Raw genomic sequence first — 19,746 nt, 5'->3', positions numbered from 1 at the left:
CGCTGACGCACGATAAAAGCCTCATCAGAAGGCCGGTGCGGATGGTGAACAGGGGGTTCAGTGACGTTATCCGAAGGTCCGGTGGCCGCTCCGCTTCTGTCGGTTCGAGGTTTGACCAAGCTTTTCGGCAGTTTCGCAGCCTGCAATGCGATCGACCTGGATATTGCACCGGGCGAAATTCACGCACTCCTGGGCGAAAACGGCGCCGGCAAATCGACGCTGGTGAAGATGCTCTTCGGTGTGTTGCAGCCAAGTGCCGGGCAGATTGTCTGGCAGGGCCAGCCGGTGACGATCGGTTCGCCCGGTGAGGCGCGTAACCTCGGCGTCGGCATGGTCTTCCAGCATTTCTCGCTGTTCGAAGCGCTGACGGTTGCGGAAAACATCGCGCTGTCGCTCGACCCCAGGATTTCGCTCTCAAAGATTTCCGACGAGGCGGCAACGCTTTCCAAGGCCTACGGTCTGCCGCTCGATCCGAAGGCGCATGTGGCGGATCTGTCCGTCGGCGAGCGCCAGCGCATCGAGATTGTCCGCGCGCTGTTGCAGAACCCCAAGCTGATCATTCTCGACGAGCCCACTTCGGTGCTGACGCCGCAGGAGGCCGACCGGCTGTTCGAGACCCTGTTCAAGCTGAAGGCGGAGGGCCGTTCGGTTCTCTATATCAGCCATCGTCTGGAAGAGGTCCGCCGCATCTGCGACCGCGCCACGGTTCTGCGCCACGGCAAGGTCACCGGCGCCTGCGATCCGAAACAGGAAACGCCTGCCTCGCTTGCCCGCATGATGGTCGGTTCCGACGTCGCGGAAGTGCTTCGCGATGGCGGTGCTGCACTCGGCGATATCCGCATCGAGGTGAACAACCTTTCCGTTACGGCACGCACGCCGTTTGCCGTCGCGCTCAAGAACGTTTCGATGAAAGTGCGCGCCGGCGAAGTGCTGGCGATCGCCGGCGTGGCCGGCAACGGCCAAGGCGAACTTTTCGATGCGCTGTCCGGCGAATATCCCGTCGCCGAGGACGAGGCGATCCGGATTCGCGGCAAGGCGGTCGGCCGCACCGGCATCAACGGTCGTCGGCTGCTCGGCGCCGGTTTCGTGCCGGAAGAGCGTCACGGTCACGCAGCGGTCTCTGCCATGGCGCTATCGGACAATCTTCTGCTCGCCCGCAGCCAGTCGGATAAAAAGGCTTTTCTCGCCGGTGGCGCCTTCTCCGTGATCCGCTTCGATGCGATCCGCTCGGCCACCAAGCGCATCTGCGAGGCCATGGATGTCCGCAAGAGCGGCGAAGACCCGCAAGCCGGTTCGCTCTCGGGCGGCAACCTGCAGAAATTCATCGTCGGCCGCGAGCTTGACCGCCAGCCATCCGTGCTGATCGTCAACCAGCCGACCTGGGGTGTCGATGCTGGTGCTGCAAGCCGCATCCGCCAGGCGCTGATCGACCTTGCCAGGTCCGGCTCCGCTGTCGTGGTGATCAGCCAGGATCTCGACGAGATTTTTGAAGTGGCGACGAATATCGCCGTCATCTCCGAGGGCCGGCTTTCCGAGCCGCATCCGGCAGAAACATTGACGCTGGAACGGATCGGCCTGTTGATGGGCGGCATTCACGAAAGCCAGTCGATCGCGGAAAATGCTTCTGGCGCGGAGGCCGCGCATGCGCATTGAGCTTGAAAAACGCGCCCGCGTCTCGACCCTGTTCTCGATCATCTCGCCGCTGCTCGCGCTGTTGCTGACGCTGGTCTTCGGCGCGGTGATGTTCTGGTTCCTCGGCAAGCCGCCGCTCGGCTCGCTTTATGTCTATTTCATCGAGCCGCTGTTGGAAGTCTGGTCGCTGCACGAACTGGCGGTCAAGGCCGCGCCGCTGATCCTCATCGCGGTCGGGCTGTCGATCTGTTATCGGTCGAACAACTGGAATATCGGCGCCGAAGGTCAGTTCACCATCGGTGCGATCACCGGTTCGATCTTGCCGGTTCTGTATCCGGAATGGCATTCCTGGGCGATCCTGCCGCTTATGATGATCATGGGCATGATCGGCGGCGCGGCTTACGCCGCGATCCCGGCGCTTTTGAAAACCCGTTTCAACACCAATGAAATCCTGACCAGCCTGATGCTCGTCTATATCGCCGGTCTGTTCCTCGACTGGCTGGTGCGCGGTCCTTGGCGCGATCCGAAGGGCTACAATTTCCCGGTCACCAAGAGTTTTCAGGTCGAGGCAGTCCTGCCGGAAATTCTCGATTCCGGCCGCGCCCACTGGGCTTTCATCTTCGCGCTCGTCGCGGCCGTGGCCCTGTGGTTCATGATGCGCTTTATGCTGAAGGGGTTCCAGGTCTCGGTGCTTGGCCAGTCGGAACGGGCAGGGCGGTTTGCCGGCTTCTCCGCCCGCCGCATGGTCTGGTTCTCGATGCTGCTCTCCGGCGCGCTGGCTGGCCTTGCCGGCATTTCGGAAGTCTCCGGCTCGATCGGTCACCTTCAGCCGGCCATCTCGCCGGGTTATGGTTTCACGGCGATCATTGTCGCTTTCCTCGGCCGTCTCAATCCGCTCGGCATCATCGCGTCCGGTCTGGTTCTGGCGCTGACCTATCTCGGCGGCGAGGCGGCGCAGGTGGCGCTTGAGATTTCCGACAAGGCGGCGCGCGTCTTCCAAGGCATGCTGCTGTTCTTCGTGCTCTCCTGCGACACGCTGATCCACTACCGGATCAGGCTGGTCCTTGCCGGCAACCAGACGAAGGAGGTGAAAGCCTGATGTTCGAGGCGATCCTTCTTACCGTCATCACCGCATCGACGCCGCTGGTCATTGCCGCACTCGGCGAACTCGTCACCGAACGTTCCGGCGTGCTGAACCTCGGCGTCGAAGGCATGATGATCATGGGCGCCGTCTGCGCGTTTGCGACCACGCAGATGACCGGTTCGCCCTATATCGGCCTTTTGGCGGGCATTGCCGGCGGAGCGGCCTTTTCGCTGCTCTTCGGTTTCCTGACCCTGACGCTCGTGGCAAACCAGGTCGCGACCGGTCTTGCGCTGACAATCCTCGGTCTCGGCCTTTCCGGTCAGCTTGGCGAGATGTTCGTCGGCAAGCCGGGCATCAAGCTGCAGCCGATCGTCATTCCGCTCCTGTCCGATATCCCGTTCTTCGGCCGCGTCCTGTTTGCGCAGGACCTGACCTTCTATCTTTCGGTCGCGCTCGTCATCGGCATCAATTGGTTCCTGTTCAAGAGCCGGACGGGCCTGAAGATGCGCGCTATCGGCGACAATCACGGCTCGGCTCACGCGCTGGGCATCAACGTCATCCGCACCCGTTATCTGGCGGTGATGTTCGGCGGCGCCTGCGCCGGTCTCGCGGGCGCGCAGTTGTCGCTGGTCTACACGCCGCAATGGGTGGAGAACATGTCGGCCGGTCGGGGCTGGATCGCACTCGCACTGGTGGTGTTCGCTTCGTGGCGACCCTGGCGCGTGCTGGCCGGCGGTTATCTCTTCGGCGCCGTCACCATCGGCCAGCTGCATGCCCAGGCTTTCGGTATCGGTGTGCCGTCTCAGCTTCTCTCCGCACTTCCTTATGCGGCTACTATTGTCGTGCTGATCATCATCTCGCATAATCGCCGCACGACGCTCATCAACACGCCGGCTTCGCTCGGGAAACCTTTTGTCCCCGATCGGTGATCGCGTTCACCCAAAACAAAATGTCTTCAAGCCAATAGAGGTTCGCACATGAAGAAACTGATTATCGCACTTGCCGCATCGGCGGCCCTTCTCGGGGGCTTCTCCAGCGGCGCACAGGCCCAGGAAAAGAAGAAGGTCTGTTTCATTTACGTCGGTTCGAAGACGGATGGCGGCTGGACCCAGGCACATGAACTCGGCCGCCAGCAGCTCGACAAGGCGCTCGGCGACAAGGTCGAGACCAAGTTCCTCGAAAACGTTCCGGAAGGCCCGGATGCCGAGCGCGCTATCGAGCGTTTCGCCCGCGAGAAGTGCAACCTGATCTTCACCACCTCGTTCGGCTTCATGGACGCCACCGTCAAGGTTGCCGCCAAATTCCCGGACGTGAAATTCGAACACGCGACCGGCTTCAAGGCCGCTCCGAATCTCGCGACCTATAATTCGCGCTTCTATGAAGGCCGCTATATCCAGGGCCAGATCGCCGCGAAGATGTCGAAGAAGGGCGTCGCCGGCTACATCGCCTCCTTCCCGATCCCGGAAGTGGTCATGGGCATCAACGCCTTCGAACTCGGCGCGAAGTCGGTCAACCCGAATTTCAAGCTGAAGGTCGTCTGGGCCAACACCTGGTTCGACCCGGGCAAGGAAGCCGACGCCGCCAAGGCGCTGATCGACCAGGGCGTCGATATCCTGACCCAGCACACCGACACGACCGCGCCCATGCAGGTCGCTTCCGAGCGCGGCATTCTCGCTTTCGGCCAGGCTTCCGACATGATCGCCGCCGGCCCGAAGACGCAGCTCACCGCGATCGTCGATACCTGGGGCAATTATTACGTCAAGCGTACCAAGGCTCTTCTCGATGGTTCCTGGAAGTCCGAGCAGATCTGGGACGGCCTGAAGGACGGAATCCTGACCATGGCGCCCTACACCAACATGCCGGACGACGTGAAGGCGATGGCGGAAGAGACCGAAGCCAAGATCAAGTCGGGCGAACTGCATCCGTTCACCGGCCCGATCAACAAGCAGGACGGTTCGGCCTGGCTGAAGGCAGGCGAAAAGCCGCAGGACGGCGTGCTGCTCGGCATGAACTTCTACATCGAAGGTGTGGACGACAAGCTGCCTCAGTAAAGTCAAGCGGGCGATTGGCGTGCAAGCGCTGCCCGACCTTGGCGTCATCCTCGGGCTTGTCCCGAGGATCTGACCACGCCCAACTCAGGTAGCATGTGCGCTGACCGGCTTAGATGCTTGGGACAAGCCCGAGCATGACGGCTATGCGAGAGCAAATCATCAAAGGGCGCCGTCACGGCGCCCTTTTTGTTTCCCGCACAAACAAGGCGTTTATCGCAAGTCAAGAAACTTGCTGTTAAAACGCAGGCAACTTGCCCGAGATGGAGATTCTTCATGGACCGTTCCTGCCTTGCCGTCATCCTCGCCGCCGGCGACAGCACGCGGATGAAGTCGTCGATGTCGAAGGTCCTGCATCCGATCGCCGGCCGGCCGATGATCGCGCATGTCATGGCGGCGGTCGCATCGACCGGGGTCAGGAATGCCGCACTCGTGGTCGGGCGTGATGCCGACGCCGTGGCCAAGGCCGGAAGCGTCGAGGGCGTTTCGGTCGAGACTGTCCTGCAGACCGAACGCCGCGGCACCGGCCATGCGGTGCTGATGGCGAAGGATGCGATCGCGCGCGGTTACGACGACGTCATCGTTACCTATGGCGACGTGCCACTGGTGCAGTCCGCCTCCTTTGCGGCAGCACGTCGGAAGCTGGCGGAAGGCGCCGACGTCGTCGTCATCGGTTTCCATACGGACAAGCCGACCGGCTACGGCCGTCTTCTCGTCAAGGATGGCGAACTCACTGCAATCCGCGAAGAACGCGATGCGACCGACGAGGAGCGCAAGGTCATCTGGTCCAATAGCGGCCTGATGGCGATCAACGGCCGCAAGGCGGTCTCGCTTCTCGAAAAGATCAGCAACAACAATGCCAAGGGTGAGTATTATCTTACCGATCTGGTCGAGATAGCTCGAGCCGAAGGTGGCAAGGTAGTCGCCGTCGATGCGCCGGAAAACGAAGTCGCCGGATGCAACAATCGAGCCGAACTGGCATTTCTCGAAAAGCTCTGGCAGGAGCGCCGCCGTCATGAATTGATGGTCTCCGGCGTGACGATGATTGCTCCGGAGACGGTTTTCCTCTCCTACGACACCGAGATCGGCCAGGATGCCCTGATCGAGCCCAATGTCGTTTTCGGCCCGGGCGTCAAGGTAGAGGGTGGTGTCGTCATTCACTCGTTTTCGCATCTGGAAGGCGCGCGCGTTGCCAGCGGCGCGACGGTTGGCCCCTATGCGCGGCTGCGGCCGGGTGCCGATCTCGCCGCCAGTTCCAAGGTCGGCAATTTCTGCGAGGTCAAGAACGCCAAGATCGGCGAGGGCGCCAAGGTCAATCACCTGACCTATATCGGCGACGCCTCGGTTGGCTCCGAGACCAATATCGGCGCCGGCACGATCACCTGTAATTATGATGGCGTGAACAAGCACCATACCGAGATCGGCGCCAGTGCCTTCATTGGCTCCAATTCGTCGCTGGTCGCACCCGTCTCGATCGGCGACGGCGCCTATGTCGCGTCCGGCAGCGTCATCACCGAAAACGTGCCCGCCAATGCGCTCGCCCTCGGCCGCGCGCGGCAGGAAGTGAAGCCCGAACGTGCCAAAGTGATCCGCGAACGGGCACTTGCTTTGAAGGCCGCTAAAAAGGCAGCGAAATAAACAACCCGGCTTTAACTGCGGGACGTTACCGTCGGATATCGAAAGTGACCGGCGGTGCCGTTGCGCACGCCGTTCTATCGGCTAGGAATTCGCGCGGGTTCACAAAACGAAAGAGGTCTTCATGTGCGGCATTGTCGGGATCGTCGGCAAGGAACCGGTGGCATTGCGTCTCGTCGATGCGCTTCGGCGGCTCGAATACCGGGGATATGATTCCGCCGGCGTCGCCACCATCCACGAAGGCCGGATGGACCGTCGCCGCGCCGAGGGAAAGCTTTTCAACCTCGAAAAGCGCCTCGATTCGGAACCGCTTCCCGGTACGATCGGCATTGCCCACACCCGTTGGGCGACCCACGGTGTTCCGAACGAAACCAATGCCCATCCGCATTTCGTCGAGGGCGTCGCCGTCGTCCATAACGGCATCATTGAGAACTTTTCGGAGCTGAAGGACGAGCTGATCGCCGAAGGCGCCGTTTTTGAAAGCCAGACGGATACCGAAGTCGTTGCCCATCTTCTGGCGAAATACACCCGCCAAGGCCTCGATCACCGCGCCGCCATGCTCGCCATGCTGAACCGCGTTTCCGGCGCCTATGCGCTGGTGGTGATGTTCAAGGACGATCCCGGCTCGATCATGGCCGCCCGTTCCGGTCCGCCGCTGGCGATCGGCCACGGAAACGGTGAGATGTTCTTAGGGTCAGACGCCATCGCGCTTTCGCCGTTCACCAACGAAATCACTTATCTCGTCGATGGCGACTGCGCTATCATCACCCACAAGGGTGCCGAGATTATCGACTACGACGGCAAGCCGCTGAAGCGCCGCAGCCAGATTTCCCAGGCTGCCGCCTTTATGGTCGACAAGGGCAATCACCGCCATTTCATGGAAAAGGAAATTTACGAGCAGCCGGAGATCATCTCTCATGCGCTCAGCCACTATATCGATTTCGCCGCCCACACGGTGAAGGCCAATACGACAGCGATCGATTTCGGCAAGATTTCCGGCCTCGCTATCGCCGCCTGCGGCACCGCCTACCTTTCCGGCCTGATCGGCAAATACTGGTTCGAGCGTTACGCGCGCTTGCCGGTCGAGATCGATGTGGCTTCGGAATTCCGCTATCGCGAACTGCCGCTGTCGCCGACGCAAGCCGCGCTGTTCATCTCGCAGTCCGGCGAGACTGCCGACACGTTGGCCTCGCTGCGTTATTGCAAGGATAATGGCCTGAAGATCGGCGCCGTGGTCAATGTCAAGGAATCGACGATCGCCCGCGAATCGGATGCCATCTTCCCAATCCTCGCCGGCCCGGAAATCGGTGTCGCTTCCACCAAGGCTTTTACCTGTCAGCTAGCGGTTCTCGCCGCTCTTTCGATCGGCGCCGGCCGCGCCCGCGGCACGGTGACGGCGGGCGATGAGAAGATGATGGTCAAGCATCTCGCCGAAATGCCGCGCATCATGAGCAAGGTGCTGAACGACATCCAGCCGCAGATCGAGACGCTGTCGCGCGACCTGTCGCGCTTCAAGGACGTGCTTTACCTTGGCCGCGGCACCAGCTTCCCGCTCGCCATGGAAGGCGCGCTGAAACTCAAGGAAATCTCCTATATCCATGCGGAAGGTTATGCCGCCGGCGAATTGAAACACGGTCCGATCGCACTGATCGATGAGCATATGCCGGTCATCGTCATCGCACCGCATGACCGCTTCTTCGAAAAGACCGTCTCCAACATGCAGGAAGTCGCGGCGCGCGGCGGCAAGATCATCTTCATCACCGATGAAAAGGGTGCTGCCGCCTCGAAACTGCCGACCATGGCGACGATCGTCCTGCCTACGGTGGACGAGATCATCGCACCGATGATCTTCTCGCTGCCGATCCAGCTGCTCGCCTATCACACGGCCGTCTTCATGGGCACCGATGTCGACCAGCCACGCAATCTGGCGAAATCCGTCACTGTGGAGTGATATCCGGCTGTTTTCCTTGCATCGCAGCATGCCATCCTGCATTGTCGCATCGAATGAATGCGATGATGCTTGGATGGATGCGGAATGAGCGATACTACAGAGCGGTTATCGCTAGCCGGCCGTCTTAGGAACAATTTCCTTACCGGGCTGATCATCTGCGCCCCGGTCGCCATCACCATCTGGCTGACCTTCACATTCATCGACTGGGCCGATAGCTGGGTCACGCCCTATATTCCGCAGCGCTACGACCCGCAATATTATTTCAACATCACCATTCCCGGCACCGGCCTGCTGATCGCCGTGGTGCTGATCACCATTATCGGTTTTCTCGGCAAGAACCTGATCGGCCGGACGATCGTCAATTTCGGCGAGTCGATCCTGCATCGCATGCCGCTGGTCAGGACCATCTACCGCAGCGTCAAACAGATCCTCGAGACCGTGCTGAAGGAGAAGTCGACCTCCTTCAAAAAATGCGGACTGGTGGAGTTCCCAAGCCCCGGAACCTGGGCGCTGGTCTTCATCGCCGGCGATGCGCAAGGCGAGATTGCCGCAAAGCTGAATGCCGATGGCGAGGAAATGGTCGCCGTTTTCCTGCCGCCGACGCCGGTGCCAACTGCCGGTTTCCTGATGTTCGTACAGAAGAGCAAGCTGATCCCGCTCGACATGACGCCGGAAGAGGGTGCTCGCCTGCTGATTTCCGGCGGTCTGATCGCCCCGGAATACAAGCCGAAAATTCAGGAAATCCCGGTGCTTGCGGCACCTATCCCGCCCGCAGGAACCTGATCGCCTCGTCGCGGCGATGCAGATAGAGCAGGGTGCGCATGGCCTCGCCCCGCTCGCTCGTCAGGTCGGGATCGCGCTCCAGCAGATTGGCCGCGTCCTTGCGGGCGATTTCCAGAAGATCGGCATGGGCTTCGAGGCTCGCGATGCGGAAGCCCGGGGTGCCGGACTGACGAGTACCGAGCAATTCGCCTTCACCGCGCAGTTTCAGGTCCTCCTCGGCAATCAAAAATCCGTCCTCGCTGTCGCGCAGGATGGAGAGCCGGGCATGGCCGGTCTCGCTCAATGGCCCCTTGTAGAGCAGGATACAGGTGGAAGCCTCGCTGCCGCGCCCGACACGGCCGCGCAGCTGATGAAGCTGGGCCAGTCCGAACCGCTCGGCATGTTCGATCACCATGATCGTCGCATCCGGCACGTCGACGCCGACTTCCACAACGGTTGTCGCGACCAGCAACCGGATTTCGCCATTCTTGAACGCGGCCATGACCGCGTCCTTTTCAGGCCCACTCATCCGCCCGTGGATCAGGCCGACATTTGCCGCACCCAGCTCGCCGGCCAGCACGGAATGGCGTTCCTCCGCCGACATCAGCTCGGAGACATCCGATTCCTCGACCAGCGGGCAGATCCAGTAGGCTTTTTTTCCTTCCGCAATCGCGCTTCGTAGCCGGCCAACGATGTCGCCAATCCGCTCGGTCGGGATCGTCACCGTCTGGATCGGCTTGCGGCCGGCTGGCTTTTCGGTGAGCTTGGAGACATCCATGTCGCCGAACGCGGCGAGAACCAGCGTGCGCGGGATAGGCGTTGCCGTCATCACCAACATATGCGGCGAAATGCCCTTGGCGGTGAGGCGCAGGCGCTGGTGGACACCGAACCGGTGCTGCTCGTCAACGACCGCCAGCATCAAATTGTGATAGTTGATCGCATCTTGAAAAAGCGCATGCGTGCCGATGATGATCTGCGCTTCGCCGGTAGCGATCCGCTCGATGATCTGGTCGCGCTCGCGGCCTTTGGTGCGGCCGGTCAGCACCTCGACGGTGACGCCAATGGCGTTTGCAAGCTTCGAGATCGTCGCGAAATGCTGTCGCGACAGGATTTCCGTCGGCGCCATCAGCACCGCCTGGCCGCCGGCCTCGACGGCGGCCGCCATTGAAAGCAGCGCGACCATCGTCTTGCCCGCGCCGACATCCCCCTGCAGCAGCCGCAACATGCGTTCTTCGCCGGCCATGTCCTTGGTGATGTCCGCCACAGCTGCCTGCTGGCTTGGCGTCAGCGAAAAGGGCAGGGCGGCAACGATCTTATCCGCCAGTTCGCCCTTCACCCGGATCGGCTGGCCCGGCACTTTGCGCACCTTCTGGCGCACCAGCGAGAGAGACACCTGTCCGGCTAGGAATTCGTCATAGGCAAGCCGCCGCCGCGCCGGTGCCTGCGGATCGATATCCGCCGCATCGCGTGGATCATGCAATTGCCGAAAGGCTTCCGTAACGGAAGGAAAGCTCTGACGTGACGTCAGATGCGGATCAGCCCATTCCGGCATTTCAGGCAGGCGTGTCACAGCCCCTTCTACCGCCTTGCGCAAGGTCTTCGGCGAGAGGCCCGCCGTCAGCGGGTAGACCGGCTCCACGAGCGGCATGTTCTCCGCTTCGGATGCCTTCACCATGAAATCCGGGTGGATCATCGAAGCACGACCGTTAAACCAGTCGACCTTGCCGCTGACCATCACCTGTTCGTCGATCGGCAATGACTTCATCAGCCAGTCGCCTTTGGCGTGGAAAAAGGTCAGCGCCAGTTCGCCGGTGTCGTCATGCAGGAAGACCCGGTAGGGCTGGTTGGTGCCGCGCGGTGGTGGTTGGTGCCGGTCTACACGGCCTTCGATCGTCACGATTGTGCCTTGCGGCGCAAGTGCAATGCCCGGCCGGTTGCGGCGGTCGACCAGCGAATAGGGCGCGTGGAAGACGAGGTCGATGACGCGACAATCCTCCGGATCCTCGCGGCTGGTCACCCGCGCGATCATTTCGGCAACCTTCGGCCCGACGCCGGGCAGCGAGGAAACGGAGGCAAAAAGCGGATCGAGTATGGCGGGACGCATGGCCGGGAAAATGCGATGGATTTTGCCCATTTGGCAAGGTGACGCGGGACGAAAAGAATCCTATATGAACGACAAAACAGGAACATGCTTATGACAGGAACATGCTCATGACAGGGTTGGCCCGCACCAGCGCCGATCTCGACCCGCGTCGGCGCCGTATCCTTTATCGCTGCTGGCATCGCGGCATCCGCGAGATGGACCTCGTGTTTGGCAGTTTCGCCGAAGCGGAAATCGCCGACCTTGCCGATGCGGAGCTCGACGAGTTCGAAGCGATCATGGCGAAGGACGATCACGATCTGCATGCCTGGATAACCGGCGCGCAGCCCCTGCCGGATGAACTGAACACGCCGCTCTTTGCGCGCGTTGCCGCCTACAAGCCGGATTTTTCGCCGGTGACTAAAGCCTCCTTGGAAGAGAAGCTCGGAAAGACCCTATGACTGCCGGTTTTGATGCGAAACGGATTGCGGCAGCCTCCGCTCCGCTGACGATCGGCAATGTGCCGCCCGGCATGGAGCCGCTGATCCTCGCCGAGCTGGCGCGCGCCGGCCAGTCGGTCGCCTATGTCATGTCCGACGGACACCGCATGCTCGATCTCGAGCAGATGCTCTCCTTCGTCGCGCCGGAAATCCCGGTTCTGACGCTGCCTGCCTGGGACTGTCTGCCCTATGACCGTGTTTCGCCGAGCGCAGATGTCTCCGCTCGCAGGCTGGCCGCACTGTCAGGCCTGATCTCGCACGCCAAGAAGCCGCATGCGGCGATCGTGCTCGTGACGGTCAATGCCATGTTGCAGAAGATCGCGCCGGCCGAGATCATCGAAAGCCTCGCGTTCTCGGCAAAACCTGGCAGCCAGATCCGCATGGACGACATCGCCGCGCGGTTGGAGCGCAACGGTTTCGAGCGGGTCGCGACGGTGCGCGAGGTCGGCGAATTCGCCGTGCGCGGTGGTATTCTCGACGTCTTTGTACCGGGCACGGAAGAACCGGTTCGGCTCGACTTCTTCGGCGATACGCTGGAGACCATCCGCAGCTTTGACCCGGCCAGCCAGCGCACGACGGGGCAGGCGCGTTCTCTCGATCTCAATCCTATGAGCGAAGTAACGCTGACGCCCGATACGATCAGCCTTTTCCGCAAGAATTACCTGTCGCTGTTCGGCGCGGCCACCCGCGACGATGCGCTGTATCAGGCCGTTTCGGAAGGCCGCCGCTACGCCGGCATGGAACATTGGCTGCCGCTCTTCTACGACGAACTCGAAACCGCTTTCGATTATCTGAGCGGCTTTCGCATCGTCACCGATCATACCGCTCGCGAAGCCGCTGCCGAACGGTCGAAACTGGTGCTCGATTACTTCGAAGCCCGCCGCGACCAGGGCACGCAAGGCAAAGGTGCCGCCGCGCAGGCAGCCCCCTACAAGCCGATCTCGCCGGGCCAGCTTTACCTCGACGGTAAGGCCTTCGCTTCTGCACTGGATGCCGTCAGTGCCTTGCGCCTGACGCCGTTCAACGAAATGGATACCGACAGTCGCCGGGTGGTGACTGTCGACGCCCATACCGGTCCGCGCTGGGCAAAAAGTCAGGCGGAAGAAAATTCCGGCGAGCGCGATACAAGCGAGCGCGTCAACGTCTTCGATCTGGTCGTCAAGCATATCGCCGACAAGCGGGCCGAAGGAACCAAGGTTCTGGTGACCGGCTGGTCGGCCGGCTCGCTCGACCGTCTGCTGCAGGTGCTCGACGAGCGAGGCCTGAAGCGCATCAAACAGATCGACAAGCTGTCCGATCTCGACAAGCTGGAAAAAGGCGAGGCGGCTTCGGCGGTGCTGAGCCTTGAGGCGGGCTTCGAGACAGGCAATATCGTCGTCATCGGCGAACAGGATATTCTCGGCGACCGCATGGTTCGCCGCGGCAAGCGGCGCAAACGCGGCGCGGACTTCCTCACCGAAGTCGCAGGCCTCGACGAAGGCTCGCTGGTTGTCCACGCCGAACACGGCATCGGCAAGTTCGTCGGTCTGGTGACGATCGAGGCCGCCGGCGCACCGCGCGCCTGCCTCGAACTGCATTATGCCGATCAGGCGAAACTCTTCCTGCCGGTCGAAAACATCGACCTCCTGTCGCGTTACGGTTCGGATGCAGCCGAAGCCAATCTCGACAGGCTCGGCGGTGGCGCATGGCAGGCACGCAAGGCCAAGCTCAAGAAGCGCCTGCTGGATATGGCCGGTGACCTGATCCGCATTGCCGCCACCCGCATGGTCCGCCGCGCGCCGGTGCTGACGACGCCGGAAGGATTGTACGACGAGTTTGCCGCCCGTTTCCCCTATGACGAGACGGACGACCAGGAAAGCGCCATCGAAGCCGTGCGCGACGATCTCGCCGCTGGCCGGCCGATGGATCGCCTTGTCTGCGGCGACGTCGGTTTCGGCAAGACGGAAGTGGCTCTGCGCGCCGCCTTCTTTGCCGCGATGAACGGCGCCCAGGTGGCTGTCGTCGTGCCGACCACGCTTCTGTCCCGCCAGCATTTCAAGACCTTCAGCGAGCGCTTCCGCGGACTGCCGATCAAGATTGCCCAGGCCTCGCGATTGGTCACCACCAAAGAGCTGAACCAGACGAAAAAGGACATTGCCGACGGCAAGGTCGATATCGTCGTCGGCACCCATGCGCTGCTCGGCGCCGGCATCCAGTTCGCCAATCTCAGCCTGCTGATCATCGACGAGGAGCAGCATTTCGGCGTCAAGCACAAGGAACGTCTGAAGGACCTCAAGACCGACGTTCACGTCCTGACGCTGTCGGCCACGCCGATCCCGCGCACGCTGCAGCTTGCCATGACAGGTGTGCGCGAACTCTCCCTGATCACCACGCCGCCGGTCGACCGCATGGCGGTACGCACCTTCATCTCACCCTTCGATCCGCTGGTGATCCGCGAAACGCTGATGCGCGAGCACTATCGCGGCGGCCAGAGCTTTTACGTCTGCCCGCGCCTTGCCGATCTGCCGGAAATCCAGGCTTTCCTGCAATCCGACGTGCCGGAGCTGAAGGTCGCGGTGGCACATGGTCAGATGGCCGCCGGTGAACTCGAAGACATCATGAATGCCTTCTACGACGGCAAATACGATGTGCTTCTCTCGACGACCATCGTCGAATCCGGCCTCGACGTGCCGACAGCCAATACGCTGATCGTACATCGCGCCGATATGTTCGGCCTGGCGCAGCTCTACCAGCTTCGCGGTCGCGTCGGTCGGTCGAAGGTACGCGCCTTCGCGCTGTTCACTCTGCCGGTCAACAAGACGCTGACCCAGATGGCGGATCGTCGCCTCAAGGTACTGCAATCTCTCGATACGCTCGGCGCCGGCTTCCAGCTTGCCAGCCACGACCTCGATATCCGCGGCGCCGGCAACCTACTGGGCGAGGAACAGTCCGGCCATATCAAGGAAGTCGGTTTCGAGCTGTACCAACAGATGCTGGAAGAAGCGGTCGCCGAGGTGAAGGGCGACGACGAGATCACCGATACGGGCTGGTCGCCGCAGATTTCGGTGGGCATCACCGTGATGATCCCGGAAAACTATGTGCCGGACCTGCATCTGCGCATGGGCCTCTATCGCCGCCTTGGTGAGGTCTCCGAGCTTTCGGAGATCGACGGCTTTGGCGCGGAAATGGTGGACCGATTTGGCCCGATGCCGACGGAGGTTCAGAACCTCCTCAAGGTCGTCTACATCAAGTCGCTCTGCCGCAAGGCGAATGTCGAGAAGCTCGACGCCGGCCCGAAGGGTATCGTCGTCACCTTCCGCGACAAGCAGTTCCCGAACCCGGCCAATCTCGTCGGTTATATCGCCAAGCAGGGTACGATGGCGAAGATCCGCCCGGATCACAGTGTGTTCCTGACCCGCGACCTGCCGAGCCCGGAAAAGCGGTTGACGGCCGCCGCCCGGGTGATGACGGAATTTGCGGAACTGGCGAAGGTCTGATTAAGGACCGGATTTTTCCGGAATGGTCACGGCAGCCGCCTGCGGATCGGGCGCGACGGAATGCGGCAGCGGCACGTCGCGAGCCCGCTCGCGCGCCAGGGTCAGCAGGCCGGAACCAATGATCAGCAGGATGCCGATCAGCATCGGCAGATCGACCGTATCGCCGAAGATCAGGTAACCGAAAAGGATCGCCCATAGCATCTGGCTATATTGCGGTGGGCCGATCATGGCGGCCGGAGCGTAGTTGGCGGCATACATCAGCATGATCGTCGCGAAGGCTCCCAGCAGGCCGTAACCTGCCAGCATCACCCATTCGATCATGGTCGGCCAGCGGAAGTCCGGGATCATCATGAAGCCGAGAACCACCAGCACGCCGGCAATACCGGCGCCGTAGAGCGAAATGGTCTTTTCGGTCGGTCCCATTGCCCGGTAGATAACGATCGAGATGGCACCCGAGAGCCCGGCAAAGACCGCGCCGAGATGACCGATCGACAGCTCGCGGAAACCGGGACGAAGCACGACGAGCACGCCGATAAAGCCGATCACCACGGCACTCCAGCGCCGGATGCCGACGGTTTCCTTCAGGAAAATCACCGACATGATCGTCACGAACGAGGGCAGCAGGAATATCAGTGCGAAAGCTTCCGCCATCGAAAGATAGGTGAAGGCGGCAACGCTGCCGATCGTGCCGATCGCCGCGGAGAAGAACCGCAGGATCCACAATGGCCGGTTTGTGCTGCGGAAGGCATCATGCCAGCGGTCATCCTTCTTCAAAAGAAACGGAAAGCCGGCCAGCATGAAGACGGCGCCCCAGAAGCCCATCTCATAGGGCGTCAGCGCGCCCTCGATCATCTTGACGCTGGCATCGCTCCACGAATAGGCGGCAAACGAAAGGAAGGCGAGAAGAACGCCCTTCAGGCTCTGGTCGCTACGCACGTCATTGGTTCCGTGTTCAGATCATACCCTTGCGGGCTTCGCTCTTCAGCTGGGCGATTTCGCGCAGCGCATTGGCAAGCACATCCGGGGTCTGCGCGCCGCTGACCGCATATTGACCATCGATGATGAAGAACGGCACACCGGTGACGCCCATCTTCTGCGCTGCCTCGATTTCGGAAACGACTGTGTCCTTGTCCGCATCGGTGGAAAGCAGGTTCTCGATGACCTTGCGGTCGAGCCCGGATTTCTCGGCAATGTCCGCCAGCACGGCATGATCGCCGACATTGCGGCCTTCCTCGAAATTCGCCTTGAAGAGCGCGGTCGCAACCTTGTCCTGGATCTCGCGGCCTTCCATCATCGCCCAATGCAGCAGACGGTGTGCATCGAGCGTGTTCGGACCGATCTTGATCGCCTCGAAATCGTATTTGATCCCGACTTCCTCGCCGAGTTTCCTCAGCATGTCATGGGCGCGCTCGACGGAATCCTTGCCGCCCAGCTTCTCGATCAGATGCGCCTGATGATCGACGCCTTCCGGCGGGTGTTCCGGGTTCAGCCGGTAGGGGCGCCAGTTCACATCGACGCCGATCTCGTCCTGCACTTCCGCAACCGCAAGCTCCAGCCGCGCCTTGCCGAGATAGCACCATGGGCAAACGATGTCCGAGACGATGTCGATGGTCACGCGCTCCATGGCGGCGTCCTTTCCTATGGGCAATTTCCGAGGCGACTTGAGAGCCGGGGAGGGATTATTGCGCGCGCTTGTCCCACCAGGTGTTGAGCTGGTAGCCATAGAGCGGCAGCTTTTCGGGATAACCGATATAGCTGCGCCGCGCCACCCGTTGTTCCGGAATATGATAGAGCGGCACCATATAGTGACCGGAAATCAGCAGGCGGTCGTAAGCACGGACAGTCGCCTCGAAATCCTCCAGACTGCGCACGGTCGTCATCGTCTCGATCAGTTTGTCGATGCCGGGATCGGCCGTGCCGGCGAAATTGAAACTGCCTTCCGCTTTACGCGATGACGAGCCCCATCGGTTGACCTGCTCGATGCCGGGTGACAGCGATGCGGGGTAGGCCTTGATGATCATGTCGTAGTCGAAATTGCCCGAACGCGCCTGATATTGGGCGTCATCCACTGTGCGGATCGACATGTCGACGCCTATCAGCTTGAGTGTCCGCTGATAGGCGATCGCAAGCTTTTCCTGGTCGGGCGTCTGGCTCATCAATTCAAACGCGAGCGGCCGGCCTGATGCATTCGACATCTTGCCGCTCTTGATCGTGTAGCCCGCCTTCTTCAGCAGATCGACCGCTTCGCGCAATACCTTGCGGTCGGCGCCGGAGCCGTCAGTCTTGGGAAGGCTATAGCTACCGTCCAGCACCGCAGGCTCGATCTTGTCCTTGATCGGTCCGAGAATCCTGAGTTCGCGTTCGTCGGCCGGCTTGCCGAGCGACGTCAGCGGGGAATTCTGCCACAGGCTCTCGGTGCGGGTGTAGGCGCCTTCGAAAAGGTTCTTGTTCGCCCATTCGAAATCGAATGCCAGCGACAGGCCGGCACGGACATTCACATCGGAAAAGATCGGGCGACGCAGGTTGAATACGAAGCCCAGCATGCCGGTCGGCAATTGCGCCTTGAAGGCATCCTTGGTTATCTGCCCGTTCTGAACGGCCGGGAAGTCGTAAGCGCGGTCCCAGTGCGTCGGACTGCCATCCGGATAGATATCGACCACACCCTTCTTGAAAGCCTCGAACAGGGTATTGTCCTCGAGGAAATACTCGACCGCGATCTGGTCGTAATTATCGAAGCCGATCTTCGAAGGCAGGTTCTGCCCCCAATAATCCGACCGGCGCTCATAGATGATCCGCTCGCCGGGCGAAATCGATTTGACCTTGTATGGGCCGGAACCGACCGGCGGCTTCAAGGTCGTCCTGTCAAATGTATCCGGATTGATGTCGTGTTTCGGCAGGATCGGGGCCGCCGTCGCGAGGATCAAGGGAAATTCGCGGTCGGCGATCTTGTTCAGCGTAAACCGGACACCGCGCTCGCCGACTTTTTCCATCTTCTCGACGGGCTTGAGACGGGTCGAAAACGGAATACGGCCCTTGTCGCGCATCAGCTCGAAGCTGAAGATGACGTCTTCCGGTGTCACCGGCTTGCCGTCCGACCACATAGCCTTCGGGTTGAGATTGAACTGGACGAAGCTTCGGTTGTCGTCCCATTCGACGCTTTCGGCGAGCAAACCGTAAAGCGTGAACGGCTCGTCGCTCGAACGCGTCATCAGCGTCTCGTACATCATGTTTCCGAAGACCGGATCCCACATGCCGCGCGCCGTGGTGCGCATGCTTTTGAGGATGAACGGGTTGAGATTATCGAACGTGCCGACGACGCCATAGACGATCTTGCCGCCCTTTTTGACGTTGGGATTCACATAGGGAAAATTCTTGTAATCCGGCGGCAGCGCCGGCATTCCATGCATGGAAATACCGTGCACCGGCTCGGCCGAAACGGGCTCCGCCAGGAGGGCCGGGGCGGCGAAAAGGACGGCTATCACCGCAACGAAGCGTCGCATGGGACCCATGATGTTGAATTCCTCGCTGATTCGAAATCAAAATAGCGCATGGCTCTGATGGCACCAACGGCACTTCGCGCGCAAAAGAGTGATCGCCCGCGTTAACGTCCTGTCAAAAAAAGCAAAAGAAGGGCTGGATATCGAAGCCGCCCCGATGTAACAGGTTTGCCGCACGGGCGGGTCATTCAATTGCCTCATTTGACCGACAGGTGACAGGGCAGTAGGACACCCCAAGGGTTTGAGCGGCGTGAGCCGTACCCCAACGGATTTCAGGAGACGGATCTCGTTATGATGCTTAAGGCAACCCAAGTTCTGCGGACCGCATTGTCCGCTCTTGCTCTTTCGGCTGCAGCGACTGCAATGCCGGTTGCAGCTATGGCGCAGGACGCAGCACCGGGTGCCGGTGCAGCTCCGGGTGCGCCGCCGATGGGCTGGTTCAAGACCTGCACCAAGCAGGAAGATGCAGACCTCTGCGTTGTTCAGAATATCATTGCCGCCCAGAACGGCCAGCTGATCACTGCCGTTGGCCTCATCTCGGTCGAAGGCAAGGTCAACCGCAAGATCCTGCAGGTTTCGGTTCCGACCGCACGTCTCGTGCCCCCGGGCATCGTCATGCAGATTGACGGCGGCAAGGGTCAGAAGCTCGACTACATCGTTTGCCTTCCGGACAAGTGCACCGCCGAAGTTCCGCTGACCGATGCCATGATCGCCAGCCTGAAGAAGGGCACTGAAGTGGTCTTCACCTCGGTGAACTTCCGTCGTGCCCCGAACCCGATCAAGATGGCGCTCTCCGGCTTTACCGGCGTGTATGATGGCCCGGCCATGCCGCAGGAAAAGATCGCCCAGAGCCAGCGCAGCCTGGAAGAAGGGCTGCAGAAGAAGGCGGAAGAAACCCGCAAGAAGCTGGAAGACGCCCAGAACGCTGCAAAGCAGGGCCAGTAAGCCAGTTTTCAGAGACTTCGAAGCCCGGCCATGAGCCGGGCTTTTTGATTCCGGCTGATGCAACGTCAGAACGTCGCCTACGCTGCGCTTTGAACAACAAAAAAGCGCCGGCAAGTTACCGGCGCGCTGATGTTTA

Annotated in this window: 14 protein-coding genes; 10 read left to right on the top strand and 4 right to left on the bottom strand. The window is 61.1% G+C overall.

The window, feature by feature from the left end:
- The first annotated feature begins 60 nt into the window (after nt 1–60).
- From KX729_RS00180 to KX729_RS00150, 7 genes are all read left to right on the top strand, one after another.
- Complete coding sequence (locus tag KX729_RS00180; protein ID WP_219740447.1) at nt 61–1,653, top strand: ABC transporter ATP-binding protein; 1,593 nt, start codon at nt 61–63, stop codon at nt 1,651–1,653.
- Complete coding sequence (locus KX729_RS00175) at nt 1,643–2,731, top strand: ABC transporter permease (RefSeq protein WP_219740446.1); 1,089 nt, start codon at nt 1,643–1,645, stop codon at nt 2,729–2,731. Before KX729_RS00180 ends, KX729_RS00175 begins: the two co-directional genes overlap by 11 nt.
- A complete protein-coding gene (locus KX729_RS00170) occupies nt 2,731–3,645 on the top strand; it encodes an ABC transporter permease (protein ID WP_219740445.1) in 915 nt (304 codons plus the stop codon). Before KX729_RS00175 ends, KX729_RS00170 begins: the two co-directional genes overlap by 1 nt.
- A 48-nt stretch (nt 3,646–3,693) precedes the next feature.
- Nucleotides 3,694–4,767, top strand: a complete 1,074-nt coding sequence (locus KX729_RS00165; RefSeq protein WP_219740444.1) for a BMP family ABC transporter substrate-binding protein — start codon at nt 3,694–3,696, stop codon at nt 4,765–4,767.
- A gap of 273 nt (nt 4,768–5,040) precedes the next feature.
- The gene (glmU, locus tag KX729_RS00160; protein WP_219740443.1) at nt 5,041–6,402 is read left to right on the top strand and encodes a bifunctional UDP-N-acetylglucosamine diphosphorylase/glucosamine-1-phosphate N-acetyltransferase GlmU; all 1,362 of its coding nucleotides are present in this window, start codon (nt 5,041–5,043) and stop codon (nt 6,400–6,402) included.
- Nucleotides 6,403–6,523: 121 nt separating this feature from the next.
- On the top strand, nt 6,524–8,350 hold the full coding sequence (gene glmS / locus KX729_RS00155; protein WP_219740442.1) for a glutamine--fructose-6-phosphate transaminase (isomerizing): 1,827 nt from the start codon (nt 6,524–6,526) through the stop codon (nt 8,348–8,350).
- Between the two features lie 84 nt (nt 8,351–8,434).
- Nucleotides 8,435–9,133 carry a DUF502 domain-containing protein gene (locus KX729_RS00150; RefSeq protein WP_219740441.1) on the top strand — a complete coding sequence of 233 codons (699 nt, stop codon included), beginning with the start codon at nt 8,435–8,437 and terminating at the stop codon, nt 9,131–9,133.
- Here KX729_RS00150 and recG read toward each other — a convergent pair.
- Nucleotides 9,111–11,216, bottom strand: a complete 2,106-nt coding sequence (recG, locus tag KX729_RS00145) for an ATP-dependent DNA helicase RecG (protein WP_219741170.1) — start codon at nt 11,214–11,216, stop codon at nt 9,111–9,113. The genes KX729_RS00150 and recG overlap by 23 nt on opposite strands.
- A 107-nt stretch (nt 11,217–11,323) precedes the next feature.
- Here recG and KX729_RS00140 point away from each other — a divergent pair, with 107 nt between their 5' ends.
- A complete protein-coding gene (locus KX729_RS00140; RefSeq protein WP_219740440.1) occupies nt 11,324–11,653 on the top strand; it encodes an FAD assembly factor SdhE in 330 nt (109 codons plus the stop codon).
- Nucleotides 11,650–15,168, top strand: coding sequence for a transcription-repair coupling factor (mfd, locus tag KX729_RS00135; RefSeq protein ID WP_219740439.1), 3,519 nt, complete (start codon nt 11,650–11,652; stop codon nt 15,166–15,168). Before KX729_RS00140 ends, mfd begins: the two co-directional genes overlap by 4 nt.
- Here the strand turns inward: mfd and KX729_RS00130 are convergent, their stop codons facing one another.
- The 3 genes from KX729_RS00130 to KX729_RS00120 are packed head-to-tail and all read right to left on the bottom strand — an operon-like array spanning nt 15,169 to nt 18,668.
- A complete protein-coding gene (locus KX729_RS00130; protein WP_219740438.1) occupies nt 15,169–16,104 on the bottom strand; it encodes a DMT family transporter in 936 nt (311 codons plus the stop codon).
- Between the two features lie 16 nt (nt 16,105–16,120).
- The gene (locus KX729_RS00125; protein WP_219740437.1) at nt 16,121–16,792 is read right to left on the bottom strand and encodes a DsbA family oxidoreductase; all 672 of its coding nucleotides are present in this window, start codon (nt 16,790–16,792) and stop codon (nt 16,121–16,123) included.
- A gap of 55 nt (nt 16,793–16,847) precedes the next feature.
- Nucleotides 16,848–18,668, bottom strand: a complete 1,821-nt coding sequence (locus KX729_RS00120; RefSeq protein WP_219741169.1) for an extracellular solute-binding protein — start codon at nt 18,666–18,668, stop codon at nt 16,848–16,850.
- Nucleotides 18,669–18,956: 288 nt separating this feature from the next.
- Here KX729_RS00120 and KX729_RS00115 point away from each other — a divergent pair, with 288 nt between their 5' ends.
- Nucleotides 18,957–19,610, top strand: coding sequence for an invasion associated locus B family protein (locus KX729_RS00115; RefSeq protein ID WP_025603427.1), 654 nt, complete (start codon nt 18,957–18,959; stop codon nt 19,608–19,610).
- The last annotated feature ends 136 nt before the right edge of the window (nt 19,611–19,746 follow it).

Origin of the sequence: Neorhizobium populisoli (assembly GCF_019430945.1) — a bacterium.
Taxonomy (GTDB): domain Bacteria; phylum Pseudomonadota; class Alphaproteobacteria; order Rhizobiales; family Rhizobiaceae; genus Neorhizobium; species Neorhizobium populisoli.
This window is presented reverse-complemented; position numbering and strand designations above follow the sequence as displayed.

Bases quoted from the DNA above. Each gene is read 5' to 3' on its own strand.
- KX729_RS00175 (WP_219740446.1), top strand. From the start codon at position 1,643: ATGCGCATTGAGCTTGAAAAACGCGCCCGCGTCTCGACCCTGTTCTCG.
- KX729_RS00170 (WP_219740445.1), top strand. From the start codon at position 2,731: ATGTTCGAGGCGATCCTTCTTACCGTCATCACCGCATCGACGCCGCTG.
- KX729_RS00165 (WP_219740444.1), top strand. From the start codon at position 3,694: ATGAAGAAACTGATTATCGCACTTGCCGCATCGGCGGCCCTTCTCGGG.
- glmU (WP_219740443.1), top strand. From the start codon at position 5,041: ATGGACCGTTCCTGCCTTGCCGTCATCCTCGCCGCCGGCGACAGCACG.
- glmS (WP_219740442.1), top strand. From the start codon at position 6,524: ATGTGCGGCATTGTCGGGATCGTCGGCAAGGAACCGGTGGCATTGCGT.
- KX729_RS00150 (WP_219740441.1), top strand. From the start codon at position 8,435: ATGAGCGATACTACAGAGCGGTTATCGCTAGCCGGCCGTCTTAGGAAC.
- recG (WP_219741170.1), bottom strand. From the start codon at position 11,216: ATGCGTCCCGCCATACTCGATCCGCTTTTTGCCTCCGTTTCCTCGCTG.
- KX729_RS00140 (WP_219740440.1), top strand. From the start codon at position 11,324: ATGACAGGGTTGGCCCGCACCAGCGCCGATCTCGACCCGCGTCGGCGC.
- mfd (WP_219740439.1), top strand. From the start codon at position 11,650: ATGACTGCCGGTTTTGATGCGAAACGGATTGCGGCAGCCTCCGCTCCG.
- KX729_RS00125 (WP_219740437.1), bottom strand. From the start codon at position 16,792: ATGGAGCGCGTGACCATCGACATCGTCTCGGACATCGTTTGCCCATGG.
- KX729_RS00120 (WP_219741169.1), bottom strand. From the start codon at position 18,668: ATGCGACGCTTCGTTGCGGTGATAGCCGTCCTTTTCGCCGCCCCGGCC.
- KX729_RS00115 (WP_025603427.1), top strand. From the start codon at position 18,957: ATGATGCTTAAGGCAACCCAAGTTCTGCGGACCGCATTGTCCGCTCTT.